We start from the raw sequence: 14723 nt of genomic DNA on the forward strand, positions 1-14723 counted from the left end.
GCTGAAAAGCGTCTTTTTTTTACAATTACATAACAGCTAGCGGGTCAAAAGTTCTGTCTTTGCTTGAAATAACGACTTACGCCTTAGTCTGACTAGCTTGACAAGTATTTCCGACACAATTACAATGGGAATGTATCACTTGTTTTTCTTAACATGATTGATAACTAATTTAAACTTGACAAGGGCAGTGAGGATCTCATTCCCTGTGAAGGCCCTGTATGTTGAGACACAAAACAATGTACATGCCGACACTTTATTTGTAAAACCAAGTTCATAGCAAGAGGAGGTGAAAATATGTCGCCTACGATGTTTACGATCATCTCCATTTTGCTGAGCCTAATCTGTTTAGTTGTTGGCTACTTTGTTCGTAAAACCATTGCAGAAGCAAAAATATCCGGCGCAAGAAACATGGCCGAACAAATTGTTGAGGATGCAAAGCGTGATGCGGAAGCATTGAAGAAAGAAGCGCTCTTAGAAGCGAAAGATGAAATTCATTCGTTTCGTGTAGAGGCGGAGCAAGAAGTTCGTGAAAGACGTAATGAGCTTCAAAGACAAGAAAACCGTTTACTTCAAAAAGAGGAAAACCTTGATCGCAAGGACGAATCTTTAGATAAACGGGAGTCCCTGTTGGAGAAGAGAGATCATTCTCTGAATGAACGACAACAACATATTGAAGAGATGGAAAGCAAAGTGGATGATATGATTCGTTTGCAGAAAGCTGAGTTGGAGCGTATTTCTAGTCTAACTCGAGATGAAGCGAAACAAATCATTCTGGATCAAGTTGAAAATGAGCTTTCCCACGACATTGCAGTCATGACGAAAGAATCTGAAAACCGGGCGAAAGAAGAGGCTGATAAAAAAGCGAAAAACATTCTTTCACTTGCGTTACAGCGTTGTGCAGCTGATCATGTAGCTGAAACAACAGTATCTGTAGTCAATCTTCCAAATGATGAGATGAAAGGTCGTATTATCGGACGTGAGGGACGAAATATCCGTACGTTAGAAACGTTAACAGGTATTGACCTGATCATTGATGATACACCTGAAGCTGTCATCTTATCGGGCTTTGATCCGATAAGACGTGAAACAGCGAGGATAGCTCTGGACAAGCTAGTCCAGGATGGACGTATTCATCCTGCACGAATTGAAGAAATGGTGGAAAAATCACGCCGTGAAGTCGATGATTATATCCGCGAGATGGGTGAGCAAACGACATTTGAAGTCGGAGTTCACGGTTTGCATCCGGATCTCATCAAAATTCTCGGTCGCTTAAAATTCCGTACAAGTTATGGACAAAATGTCCTGAAGCATTCAATTGAGGTTGCACATCTTGCAGGTCTCATGGCTTCAGAGCTTGGAGAAGATGCAAAGCTTGCAAAACGAGCAGGTCTTCTGCATGACATTGGAAAAGCCATTGATCATGAAGTAGAAGGAAGCCACGTGGAAATTGGCGTTGAGCTTGCGACGAAATATAAAGAGCATCCTGTTGTCATCAACAGTATTGCATCTCACCATGGTGACCAAGAACCGACATCTATTATCGCTGTTCTTGTTGCGGCAGCCGATGCATTATCTGCAGCACGCCCTGGTGCAAGAAGTGAGACGCTTGAAAATTACATTCGGAGACTTGAGAAATTAGAAGACATCTCTGAATCTTATGAAGGTGTTGAAAAATCGTTTGCGATACAAGCTGGACGTGAAGTGCGTATTATGGTGAAGCCAGATTCAATTAATGATCTTGAAGCTCACCGTCTAGCAAGGGATATTCGTAAGCGGATTGAGGACGAGCTCGATTACCCTGGTCACATTAAAGTGACAGTTATTCGAGAAACTCGCGCAGTAGAGTATGCAAAATAGAGCGGTGCGCTTAGCGCCGCTTTATTTTTTTGTGTAAATATGCAACACTGATAAGAAGATCATTTTATAAGAGAAAGGGTTCAAAACGTATGAAAATATTATTTGTTGGAGATATCGTTGGTTCACCTGGCAGAGATACACTGAAAGAATATTTGCCAAAGCTAAAGAAAAAATACCAGCCACACTTTACGATTGTCAATGGAGAAAATGCGGCTCATGGGAAAGGACTCACAGAGAAAATCTATCACGAGCTGCTTCAAGCTGGGGCTGATGTGCTCACGATGGGGAACCATACATGGGATAAAAGAGACATTTTCGATTTCATCGATGATGCACCCCATATTGTTCGTCCGGCAAACTTCCCGCAAGGTACACCAGGGAAAGGTCTCACTTTTATTAAAAAACAAGGTAAAGAACTAGCTGTCATCAACTTGCAAGGCCGCACATTCTTACCTCCGATTGACTGCCCATTTCAAAAAGTAGATGAGCTCATAGCAGAAGCTTCAAAACGTACACCGTTTATTTTTATTGATTTTCATGGTGAAGCCACAAGTGAAAAACAAGCAATGGGCTGGTATACAGACGGCCGTGCATCATGTGTCGTTGGAACACATACACATGTTCAAACAGCAGATAACCGCGTCTTGCCAAAAGGAACTGCTTATATTTCGGATGTTGGCATGACTGGTCCTTATGACGGTATTTTAGGTGTTGATCGGGAAACGATTATTAAACGATTTAAAACGAGCCTCCCTGTCCGTTTTGAAATTGCAGAAGGCCGCACGACATTAAGTGCAGTGATCGTAGAAATTGACGAACCGTCGAAAAAAGCTGTCAAAATTGATCGAATTTTGATAAATGATGACCATATTTTCTTTGAATAAATATTCACATATTTATTTCAGAAAAATATTAATCAGAAAGAAGGAATATGCGCCCTCTATCGTGAATATAGTAAAAATGGTAGGTAGCCTGCTATTTTTGAAAAACATTTTGGGGATGGATTTTCAAAAAAATAGCAACATCTAACAAAGATTGTTCTAATGAACACTCACTTATCCATTGTAAATTTAAGGGGGAGCAAAAATGGAAATTTTAAAAGTTTCAGCAAAGTCAAATCCAAATTCAGTAGCAGGAGCATTAGCTGGCGTTTTACGTGAACGCGGTGCAGCGGAAATACAGGCTATCGGCGCTGGAGCACTGAATCAGGCGGTCAAGGCTGTCGCCATTGCAAGGGGATTTGTTGCGCCTAGCGGAGTGGATTTGATATGCATTCCAGCCTTTACTGACATTCTTATCGATGGAGAAGAAAGAACAGCAATCAAACTGATTGTTGAACCACGATAATTCTAATTTTATTATTTTCAACCTGCTTACATCATGTAAGCAGGTTGTTTTTGTTTACCGCTATACATTTCTCATATAACATATTTCTTTCACAAAATAGATAGAAAATGACATATTAGAGCTTGCATTTTTTCACCATGATGATAAATTAAGATTAAGTTGAAAATACTTCATCAAAAATAAATATTTAAGTAGGTGAAATAATGATTGAAGCTTTTTTAAAAAGAGGAAAGCTTGTTTTTATTTTATTTTTTATCGTTCTCATTGCTGGAGGTTATTTGTTTACACAGCTTCCTAAACGAGAACTGCCAGAGTTTCAAGCAAATATTGTAACCATTTCGACTGTTTTCCCTGGTGCTGATGCAAAACAGGTAGAAAGTGATGTCACCAATAAGCTCGAGTCGGCTATTTCTGATATCAATGGTGTAGAGAAGACAAGCTCTGTTTCTGCTATTGGTTTCTCAAATATTGTGCTTGAAATTGATGATCACGCCGATTTTCAAAAGGTGGCAAGTCAAATCAAGAGTGAAACCACAAATGCGGCCTCTTCTTTTCCAGATGGTGTGATGGAGCCAGATGTAAAGGATGAGTTTGGCAACGTGCCAGTTGGTTCTTATATGATTGTAGCAAGTAACTCATCTGATTTAGCAAAAAGTCAGGAATCGCTGCGTGCGTTAAAAGAAAAAGTGGAGGACATCAAAGGTGTTGATGGTGTCGTCATCAAAGGGTTCAATGACAAACAAGCAATATTGAACTTGGATTCAAGTAAACTGGAGGATAACGGGTTAAACGTGACCGATGTCACAAATGCCATCAATCAAGAATTTGACACATCCCCTCTAGGTGACGTCCAGGCAGATGGAGAAAAGGTCAAGCTGTCCATTGATGCCTATGATCGTTTAGATCAAATGAAAAAGATTGAGATTTTCTCAAAAACGAGCCGAGAGCCTGTTACAATCGGTGAGCTTGGTCGTTTAAAAGAAGTAGAAAAAGAGAAAAGTGATATCGTTTCATATAACGGAAAGCCAGCCTATTCATTTACAATCAATATTAAGCCAGGACTGGATATTCCTAAAATGTATGACAAAGTCAGTGCGGTCATTGAAAAAGAGAAAGAGCTGCCAAATGGTGTGGATTGGATAGACTACTATTCACAAAAAAGTGAAGTAGATGCCATTTTTAACGATTTAATCAAAGAAGCGATCGTGGCCGTTATCGCCGTCATTGTCGTCACCACACTTGGCCTAACCATTGGTGGTGCGTTTATCGTTTCACTTGCGATTCCTCTATCCATAACGATCGGAACCATCCCGCTGCCTTTTTTACAAGTGGACCTTAATCAAATTTCAATTATTGGCTTTATCATTGCGCTAGGGATACTTGTAGATGACGCCATTGTCGTCAACGATAATATTTTAAGGCAGATGAAAAAATACGAAAGTCCGCTTAAAGGAACAATTGCAGGTGTAAAAGAAGTGGCTGGATCCATTTTGACGTCAACGCTGGCTGTTGTCTTTGCTTTCTTGCCGCTTGTTTTCCTTTCTGGTGCGAACGGTTCATTTATTCGAGCGTTACCGTCTGTTCTAGTCACAACTGTACTTGCGTCAATGGTCATTTCATTGACACTTGTGCCAGTGTATCAATATACAGCAAATCGAAAAAGAAAGAACAAGAAGATTCAAAAAGAACCTGGTTTCTTAGGCAAACCATTAAAAAGGTTAGCCGATTTTTATGCAGATCGAGTACTGACAAACATCGTGAAGCGACCACTTCTCATTGGATTAAGTGGTTTGCTCGTTGCCACACTTGCCTTTTTGCTTATTTTCGCCACACCATTTGAGTTTTTCCCTGCGGCGAATAAGAAAGAGGTGGTTGTCACTGTGACACTGCCAAGTGAAACAACCTTAGATAAAACGAATGAAACATTAGAGAAAATAGAACAAGAGATCAAACAGCAAAAAGGCATTGAAGAGACGGCCATTTTTGCAGGCGGCGGTGTGCCGAACTTGTTTAATGAAAGTATCTCAAACGCAAGTGATCATACGGGTCAGGTTGTTGTCAGAGTAGACAATGAACAGATGACAAGCAAAGCATTGATCGATCGTATGACAGAGCCATTGCGAAAGAAATTTAAAGATGCTGATATCTTTATGAAAACCATTGTTCAAGGACCGCCAACGGGGGCGCCTGTGACCGTAACCATTGCAGGAGAACAATTTTCAAAGCTCGTGGATGTGAAAGAGAAGCTCACAAAAGAAATGAAAGAAAGCGGAGCAAGTCTGATCACAGACGATGTCAATCAGCCGGTGAAAACCATCTCATTTGAATTGAATCGTGACCGAATGGCAGAGGATGGGCTCACTGCTCAGTTTGTCAGCAGACAGCTTGGCCTTGTCACAGAAGGAATTCCATTAGGCACCTTTAAACAAGGAACAGATGACATCGACCTCGTAGTGAAACAAGACATGAGCACACATCAAAACGGACTGAAGCTAAAAGACATCAAGGTGCCTGTGAGTGCAAATGAGGGTGGCATGCCTCAACTTGAGCCGCTTAGCCGATACGTAAAAGAAAAAGAAACAGAGCAATTTGAAAGCATTCCGCATGAAAATGGGATGCCGACGATCACGTTAAAGGCATATCCTGGCACATCAGATACGTTTAAAGACGATATGACAGAAGTCATAAATGAAGTTGGGAAAAGCGATGCAGCGAAGAATTTGACCATTTCTCAGGGCGGAGAAAATGAAGATCAAACCCAATTCTTTATTGAAATTAGTCTCTTATTTGGGGTAGTCTTGCTGCTCATTTATGTGACCATCGCTTTCCAGTTCAATTCACTCATGCTGCCGCTTTTAGTTCTTGGAACGGTTTACTTAGCGATATCCGGAGCCATTATTGGACTATTTGTCACTCAAACGCCGTTTAGCTTTATGGCCACAATGGGGATTGTTTCATTGGCAGGTATTGTTGTCCGAAATGCGGTCGTTTTGTTTGAATTTATTGAACAGAGGCGCAAGCAAGGTCTCGATCAACAGGCAGCTGTGATTGAAGCGGGGAGGGCAAGGATTAGACCTATTTTGCTGACAGCATTTACAGCACTTGTCGCTCTTATGCCCGTTGCTTTAAGTAATGACCCACTCTTTAAGCCGCTAGCGATCTGCATCGTATCAGGTGTCTTTTTCTCAACGATTCTGACACTACTGATTGTGCCGGCTTTATATGTAGCCGTTTCAAAAAAACGCTGACAACTTAAAAGCAAATCTCCGAATAAAAGGAGATTTGCTTTTTTTTTAGAAAAATACCTAAAAAAATATGTGGAGTGTTCATTTGTCTTCTCCTGAAAGACAGTGGTATTTACGTCTAAAATAAGACATGATAAGATCGGATTGGGAGAAGTTTTTTAACAAAGGGGTTGTACGTCATGTGTGGAACGATGAAAGCGATTGTTAAAAAAGAAAGCGCTTACGGAGCGGCAATGATGGAAATGCCGATTCCAGAAATAAGTGATCATGAAGTGCTCATCCAGGTAAAGGCTACATCGATATGCGGAACGGATGTGCATATTTATAATTGGGATGATTGGGCGAAGGGGAGAGTCAAAGCACCGTACATTTTTGGTCATGAATTCACAGGGGAAGTTGTCAAAACGGGGAACCAAGTCTCACGAGCAAAAGTAGGGGATTTTGTATCGGCTGAGACGCATATTGTCTGTAATCAGTGTTATATGTGTTTAACGGGTCAGCAGCATTTGTGCAGCGATACGAAAATTTTAGGGGTAGACATTGATGGCTGTTTTGCTGAATATGTCAAAGTACCAGAACAAAATGTGTGGCATAATCCAGCTCAAATGCCAGTGGAACTTGCATCTATTCAAGAACCGCTTGGAAATGCTGTTCATACAGTTCTGCATACACCTGTTTCAGGAAAGTCAGTGGCGATTTTTGGCTGTGGTCCCATTGGTTTAATGGCGATTGCGGTTGCAAAAGCCTCCGGGGCTGTCCAAGTGTTCGCTGTTGATAAAAATGAATACAGACTGGATCTTGCCCGTAAAATGGGTGCAGATCATATCGTGGATATCGGAAAAGATGATCCTGTTGCCATGATTAAGCAGCTCACGCGGATGGAAGGGGCAGACGTGATGTGTGAGATGTCAGGACATCCCGTTGCGATTAATCAAGCACTCGAAGCTTGTGCAAATGGAGGGAAAGTGAATATACTAAGTTTGCCAGAGCGGCCGGTAACCATTGACATTACGAATCAAATTGTTTTTAGGGGATTAACCGTGCAAGGGATCACGGGGAGAAAAATGTTTGAGACGTGGCGTCAAGTATCCGAACTTTTAAGAACGAATACCATTGATGTACAGCCGGTTGTCACCCATACGCTGCCATTTGAAGATTTTGAAAAGGGATTTGAACTCATGAGAAATGGTACGTGCGGGAAGGTCGTACTGATCATGCCATCATATCAAAGGGGGACGAAATGATGAAAGAATTTACGTATTTACAAGATGAATTGGACACAATGAAGCAGCAAGGCACCCATCAAACACTGAAAGAAATCGATTCCAAACAATCTTCCACGGTGACATTAAATGAACAATCCGTCATACAACTCTCTTCAAATAACTACTTAGGTCTCACCTCACACCCAAGGCTGATGAAAGCGGCAAAAGAGGCGATTGATGAATTCGGTGCTGGAACAGGATCTGTACGAACCATTGCTGGAACGATGACAATGCATGAACGGCTTGAAAAAAAGCTCGCAGCTTTTAAAAAGACAGAGGCAGCCCTCGTATTCCAATCAGGCTTTACGACCAACCAAGGGGTCTTATCCAGTATTCTCACAAAAGATGATATTGTCATTTCAGATGAGCTGAACCATGCCTCAATCATCGATGGGATTCGCTTAACAAAGGCAGATAAAAAAGTATATGCTCATTCTAATATGGAAGAGCTTGAGAAAATTTTAAAGAAATCGATGAATTACCGCGTCCGTCTTATCGTGACAGATGGTGTTTTCTCAATGGATGGAGATATTGCACTGCTTCCTGAGATTGTAAGACTTGCAGAAGCATATGATGCCTTTGTGATGGTAGACGATGCCCATGCGTCTGGAGTACTTGGTGAAAATGGGCGCGGAACAGTGAATCATTTTCAACTTGACGGTAGAGTGCATATTCAGGTTGGCACACTTAGTAAGGCAGTTGGTGTGCTAGGCGGTTACGTCGCTGGTTCTGCCGTTTTAATCGACTATTTAAAGCATAAAGCAAGACCGTTTTTATTCAGCACCTCACATCCGCCGGCTGTCACAAGAGCCTGTGAAGAAGCCATTGAAGTGCTGTTAGACGAACCAGAACGCATTGAAACACTTTGGGAGAACGCGGCCTATTTTAAAGAAAAAGTCATCGGTCTTGGATTTGAGGTGGCACCAACAGAAACGCCTATTATTCCGATGATGATTGGAGACGAGGCACTCACTTTCCGTTTTTCAAAAGCATTAATCGAGCGCGGCGTTTTCGCTCAAGGCATTGCTTTCCCAACTGTAGCGAAAGGAAAAGCGAGAATTAGAGCCATCATCACAGCAGAGCACACAAAAGAAGAGCTTGACCGTGCACTGACAATCATCGAAGAAGAAGCAAAAAAACTGAATATACTTGATTGAGAGAGCTGAGGCTCTCTTTTCTTTTGATCAAGAGTATTGATGACTGTCCAGATGAATAGACATTTTTCATAGAAAAAACACATATGAATTTATTTTCAATTCACGACAAAATAGTCTATACTGTAGGGTGGAGCTTGGTTTGAAAGGAGTACAAATTCATGAATGAAGAGCAGAGAAAAGCGAGCGGACAAGTAAGTTCATCGGACAAAAAATCCGAGAAGGACTACAGCCAATATTTTGAAGCTGTGTACATTCCGCCTTCCTTAAAAGATGCAAAAAAACGGGGTAAAGAAGAAGTCGAATACAATCAATTTCAAATTGACGAGCGGTTTCAAGGGTTAGGGAACGGCCGCAAGTTTTATATTCGCACATATGGCTGTCAAATGAATGAGCATGACACAGAAGTGATGGCTGGTATTTTTATGGCGCTTGGTTATGAACCAACAAATTCGACTGAAGATGCGAATGTCATCTTATTAAACACTTGCGCCATTCGTGAGAATGCAGAAAACAAAGTGTTTGGAGAGCTTGGTCATTTAAAAGCATTAAAGCGTGAAAAGCCAGATTTAATCTTAGGCGTCTGCGGATGCATGTCGCAAGAAGAATCTGTTGTTAACCGTATTTTAAAGAAACACCCATTTGTTGACTTGATTTTCGGTACCCACAACATTCACCGCCTGCCAGAGCTATTATCTGAATGCTACCTTTCAAAAGAAATGGTCATTGAGGTTTGGTCTAAAGAAGGCGATGTGATTGAAAATCTTCCGAGAGCCCGCCAAGGAAAAATTAAGGGCTGGGTGAATATTATGTACGGTTGTGATAAATTCTGTACATACTGTATCGTCCCTTACACGCGTGGTAAGGAAAGAAGCCGCCGTCCGGATGAAATTATTCAAGAGGTCAGACGCTTAGCAGCAGAAGGATATAAAGAAATTACCCTTCTTGGTCAAAACGTGAATGCGTATGGAAAAGATTTTGAAGACATGGAATATGGTCTTGGTCACCTAATGGATGAGCTGCGTAAAATCGATATTCCACGTATCCGTTTTACAACAAGCCACCCGCGTGACTTTGATGATCACTTAATTGAAGTGCTTGCCAAAGGCGGAAACCTTCTCGACCATATTCATTTGCCGGTTCAATCAGGAAGTTCTTCTGTGCTGAAACTCATGGCAAGAAAATACGACCGTGAACGTTACCTTGACCTAGTGCGTAAAATCAAAGAGGCAATGCCAAATGCTTCATTAACAACGGACATTATCGTTGGGTTCCCAAATGAAACAGATGAGCAGTTTGAAGAGACGCTTTCCCTCTATCGTGAGGTTGAGTTTGATGCGGCTTATACGTTCATTTACTCTCCAAGAGAAGGAACACCAGCAGCCAATATGAAAGACAACGTGCCAATGCGTGTAAAAAAAGAACGTCTGCAGCGCCTGAATGCACTCGTAAATGAAATTTCTGCGAAAAAAATGAAGGAATATGAAGGGCAGACTGTCGAAGTATTAGTAGAGGGTGAAAGTAAAAACAACCCTGAGATCCTAGCCGGATATACAAGTAAAAGCAAGCTTGTGAATTTTAAAGCACCAAAAGAAGCGATTGGCAACATCGTCAAAGTGAAAATCACACAAGCCAAAACTTGGTCTCTTGACGGAGAAATGGTTGGAGAAGCTATCGAGGTGAATTAAAATGACGCTTTATTCAAAGAAAGAGATTGTCGAGCGCGCAAGAGAGCTCGCGAAAATGATTTCTGAAACAGAAGAAGTTGATTTCTTCAAAAAAGCAGAAGCGCAAATCAATGAAAATACAAAAATTGCAGCGATCATTAATCAAATTAAGGCACTTCAAAAGCAAGCTGTGAATTTAAAGCATTATGGCAAACATGAAGCCTTAAAACAAGTGGAAGAAAAAATTGATGCCCTGCAAGAAGAACTGGATGAGATCCCAGTGATTCAAGAATTCAAAGAATCACAAACAGAGGTTAATTCCCTGCTTCAACTTGTAGCGCACACGATTTCTAATCAAGTAACGGATGAAATCATTCTTTCAACCGGCGGTGACCTCTTATTAGGAGAAACCGGTTCAAAAGTGAAAAACTCATCCCCAAGTTGCTCCATTAAATGAGAAAACCCCGCAGATGCGGGGTTTTTTGTTTGTGTATTCTTATCTATATTTGTTATTTGTAGTTTAAAGGCTGTGACATCAACAATTTGTTGACGCCACAGCCCCTATTTTATTTTATATGGTTAGTTTATTTCTTTATGAAATACCTAATACGAGTTAAAAAAAGTAAAAATTTTTTGATATTCATTTTAATCTTTAATTCTAAACGAAAATTTATATTAATTTTTATATATAGCCACTCCTAAAGGGACTGTGACTTCATTATTAAATCACATCTTTCAGCTTCCATCAACCCCAATCTCTCACTCTCCAACTTTTCCAATTTTCAAGGCAAGTTTATGGGCGACCATGCATACACTGAAACAGAAATGAATTTAATTGAACATGAGACTCAAAATCGTGACACACTAGACGAATGCCCAGCATAAGATAAAACGATCAAGAACAAGGAGGCATGCCGGAATGTCTGAATACAGAGAAATTATTACAAAAGCGGTGGTTGCAAAAGGGAGGAAATTTACCCAAAGCACACACACCATTTCTCCATCGCAAAAACCAACCAGCATCCTAGGCGGTTGGATCATTAATCATAAGTATGATGCTGAAAAGGTCGGTAAAACAGTTGAGATTGAAGGTACATTTGATATTAACGTGTGGTATTCTTACGCAGACAACACGAAAACCGAAGTGGTCACAGAACGTGTAAAATATGTAGATATCATCAAACTGAGATATAAAGATAAAAACTTCCTTGATGATGAGCACGAAGTGATTGCGAAAGTCTTACAGCAGCCCAATTGCTTAGAAGTCACCATTTCTCCAAATGGCAATAAAATTGTCGTTCAAGCAGAGCGTGAATTCATTGCTGAAGTAGTAGGGGAAACCAAAATTGTTGTAGAAGTCAATTCAAGCTGGAAAGAAAAAGATGATCACGAATGGGAAGAAGAAGTGGATGAGGAATTAGAAGATATTCATCCAGAATTCCTCGCGGGTGATCCAGAAGAGTAATTGATGACTAGGGCGCATATCCCCCTAGTTTTTTTGTGCCTTGATCTAGGGAAAAAAGGTGAATTTTTATGCTATAATGAAAGATGGTATGAATTCGAAAGTAATATAGTGAGGGATTAGAAATATGGCAAGTTATACGCCCATGATACAGCAATATTTAAAGATCAAGGCAGATTACCAAGATGCCTTTTTATTTTTTCGCTTAGGCGATTTTTATGAAATGTTTTTTGATGATGCAAAAGAAGCAGCACAAGAATTAGAAATTACGTTAACAAGCAGGGATGGCGGCACGATTCCAATGTGTGGTGTTCCTTATCATTCTGCGTCTGCATACATAGAACAACTGATAGAAAAAGGCTATAAAGTCGCCATTTGTGAGCAGGTGGAAGACCCTAAAACAGCAAAAGGTGTGGTCAAAAGAGAGGTCGTTCAACTGATTACACCAGGTACGGTCATGGACGGCAAAGGACTGAATGAAAACGAAAATAACTTTATCGCGTCTGTTTCCAGCTTTCAAAATGGCTACGGTCTTGCGCTTTCCGATTTATCAACAGGTGAAAACATGGCGGCTTTCATTGAACGGTTAGATGAAGTTGTGTCTGAAATTTATTCTGTCGGTGCAAGAGAGATTGTGGTATCAAAGCAGCTCGATGAAGAAACGGTGAAAACCCTGAAGGAACGCTGCCAAGCGACCATCTCATACGAAGATAGCGATGAATTAATAGATGAAGCTGAACGACTCGTTTCTCACCTTGACGAACATCTGAAAATAGCATTTTTCACACTCTATGCATACTTAAGAAGAACGCAAAAAAGGAGTCTTGATCATCTTCAGCAAGTTCAAGTATTTGAGCTTGAACAAACGATGAAAATTGATCTTTACTCAAAAAGAAACCTTGAATTAACAGAAACCATCCGTTCAAAAAGCAAGAAGGGTTCTTTATTATGGCTCTTAGATGAAACAAAAACGGCAATGGGCGGAAGATTGCTGAAGCAATGGATTGATCGTCCGCTCATCCGCCTTTCACAAATCAAAGAACGCCAGGAAATGGTGCAAATTCTGATGGAACATTTCTTTGAGCGAGAGGATCTGCGAGAACGTTTAAAGCAAGTGTATGATCTTGAACGTCTAGCAGGCCGTGTGGCATTTGGAAATGTGAATGCCCGTGATCTTATTCAATTGAAAGAATCTCTCAAGCAAGTGCCGGCTATTAAAGAGCTTATCCATTCTCTCCCAGAGGATATGGCGAAATCTAGAGCAAATGACATTGACCCATGCGGTGATTTACTGGATTTATTAGAAGATGCTCTTTATGAGAATCCGCCGATGACGTTAAAAGAAGGCAATTTGATTAAAGACGGCTACAATGCAAAATTAGATGAATATCGTGATGCGAGCCGAAACGGGAAAGATTGGATCGCTCGTCTTGAACAGCAAGAAAGAGAATATACAGGCATTCGATCGTTGAAAGTCGGCTTTAATAAAGTGTTTGGCTACTATATCGAAGTGACCCGTGCAAATACGCATTTATTAGAAGAAGGCCGTTATGAAAGAAAACAAACCCTTGCCAATGCAGAGCGGTATATTACACCTGAATTGAAAGAAAAAGAAGCCCTTATTCTTGAGGCGGAATCAAATATTAGTGAATTGGAATATGAACTATTTTCTGCGCTTCGGGAACAAGTAAAAGCCTATATTCCTAGATTACAGTTGCTCGCAAAACAAATGAGTGAGCTTGATGCCCTGCAATGCTTTGCGACTGTGAGTGAAAAGCGGCGTTATGTCCGCCCTGAATTTTCATCAGATGAAGTGGAAGTCATTGATGGTCGTCATCCTGTTGTTGAAAAAGTGATGGATCATCAAGAGTATGTGCCGAATGACTGCCAAATGGGCAAAGGGAGACAAACCTTGCTCATTACTGGTCCGAATATGTCAGGGAAAAGCACATATATGAGACAAATGGCATTGATCTCGATTCTTGCGCAAATTGGCTGTTTTGTGCCAGCATCAAAGGCAACCCTTCCGATTTTTGATCAAATCTTTACACGTATTGGGGCGGCAGATGATTTGATTTCTGGTCAAAGTACTTTTATGGTAGAGATGCTCGAAGCAAAAAATGCGATGGTACATGCGACAAAGAACAGCTTAATTTTATTTGATGAAATTGGACGCGGGACAAGCACTTATGATGGAATGGCTCTTGCACAGGCAATCATTGAATTTGTGCATGATCATATTGGTGCCAAAACCCTTTTCTCCACTCATTATCATGAACTGACGGTACTGGAATCCCAATTAAGCGAACTGAAAAATGTCCACGTACGAGCAGAAGAACATGAAGGGACAGTTGTTTTCTTACATCAAATCAAAGAAGGAGCAGCGGATAAAAGCTACGGTATCCATGTAGCGCAACTTGCTGAACTGCCTGATGCGATCATTGATCGAGCCCAGACCATCTTAACGGAGCTTGAGAGCGGATCACATGAAGTGATTCCGCGCGTCTCTAAAGCCCCGAAAAAAGAAATGGTTGAGGAAAAACAGCAGCTTTCTTTCTTTGAAGTGGAAGAAAAACCGCAAACAAAACCTGTGCTGAAAAACAAAGATCAAGCAGTGATCGAAGAATTGAAGTCATTTAATTTAATGGATATGACACCGCTTGAAGCGATGACAAAGCTATATGAATTGCAAAAGAAATTATAATGTAAGGTGAGGTGAGCAAGAA

At 40.8% G+C, this 14723-nt stretch carries 10 protein-coding genes; all 10 read left to right on the forward strand.

What is annotated here, in order from left to right:
• Positions 1 to 294 precede the first annotated feature (294 nt).
• Entirely contained in the window at positions 295 to 1857 is a 1563-nt protein-coding gene (gene rny / locus MKY11_RS08345) for a ribonuclease Y (RefSeq protein ID WP_003211958.1), read from the forward strand.
• Positions 1858 to 1946: 89 nt separating this feature from the next.
• Positions 1947 to 2741, forward strand: coding sequence for a TIGR00282 family metallophosphoesterase (locus MKY11_RS08350; RefSeq protein ID WP_019744184.1), 795 nt, complete (start codon positions 1947 to 1949; stop codon positions 2739 to 2741).
• A gap of 202 nt (positions 2742 to 2943) precedes the next feature.
• On the forward strand, positions 2944 to 3204 hold the full coding sequence (spoVS, locus tag MKY11_RS08355; protein ID WP_003211281.1) for a stage V sporulation protein SpoVS: 261 nt from the start codon (positions 2944 to 2946) through the stop codon (positions 3202 to 3204).
• A gap of 203 nt (positions 3205 to 3407) precedes the next feature.
• Positions 3408 to 6452: an efflux RND transporter permease subunit gene (locus MKY11_RS08360; protein WP_342502007.1), complete on the forward strand. Its 3045-nt coding sequence runs from the start codon at positions 3408 to 3410 to the stop codon at positions 6450 to 6452.
• Positions 6453 to 6628: 176 nt separating this feature from the next.
• Positions 6629 to 7693, forward strand: a complete 1065-nt coding sequence (tdh, locus tag MKY11_RS08365) for an L-threonine 3-dehydrogenase (protein WP_178896756.1) — start codon at positions 6629 to 6631, stop codon at positions 7691 to 7693.
• A complete protein-coding gene (locus MKY11_RS08370; RefSeq protein ID WP_342502008.1) occupies positions 7693 to 8871 on the forward strand; it encodes a glycine C-acetyltransferase in 1179 nt (392 codons plus the stop codon). The genes tdh and MKY11_RS08370 overlap by 1 nt, the downstream gene beginning before the upstream one ends.
• Positions 8872 to 9029: 158 nt before the next feature.
• Positions 9030 to 10556, forward strand: a complete 1527-nt coding sequence (gene miaB / locus MKY11_RS08375; RefSeq protein ID WP_007499471.1) for a tRNA (N6-isopentenyl adenosine(37)-C2)-methylthiotransferase MiaB — start codon at positions 9030 to 9032, stop codon at positions 10554 to 10556.
• Position 10557: 1 nt separating this feature from the next.
• Entirely contained in the window at positions 10558 to 10992 is a 435-nt protein-coding gene (locus tag MKY11_RS08380; RefSeq protein WP_008344661.1) for a RicAFT regulatory complex protein RicA family protein, read from the forward strand.
• Between the two features lie 462 nt (positions 10993 to 11454).
• Positions 11455 to 12000: an outer spore coat protein CotE gene (gene cotE, locus MKY11_RS08385; protein ID WP_007499466.1), complete on the forward strand. Its 546-nt coding sequence runs from the start codon at positions 11455 to 11457 to the stop codon at positions 11998 to 12000.
• A 124-nt stretch (positions 12001 to 12124) separates the two neighbouring features.
• Complete coding sequence (gene mutS, locus MKY11_RS08390) at positions 12125 to 14701, forward strand: DNA mismatch repair protein MutS (RefSeq protein WP_342502009.1); 2577 nt, start codon at positions 12125 to 12127, stop codon at positions 14699 to 14701.
• Positions 14702 to 14723 lie beyond the last annotated feature (22 nt).

This window comes from Bacillus sp. FSL W7-1085, assembly GCF_038595035.1.
Lineage (GTDB): Bacteria > Bacillota > Bacilli > Bacillales > Bacillaceae > Bacillus > Bacillus altitudinis.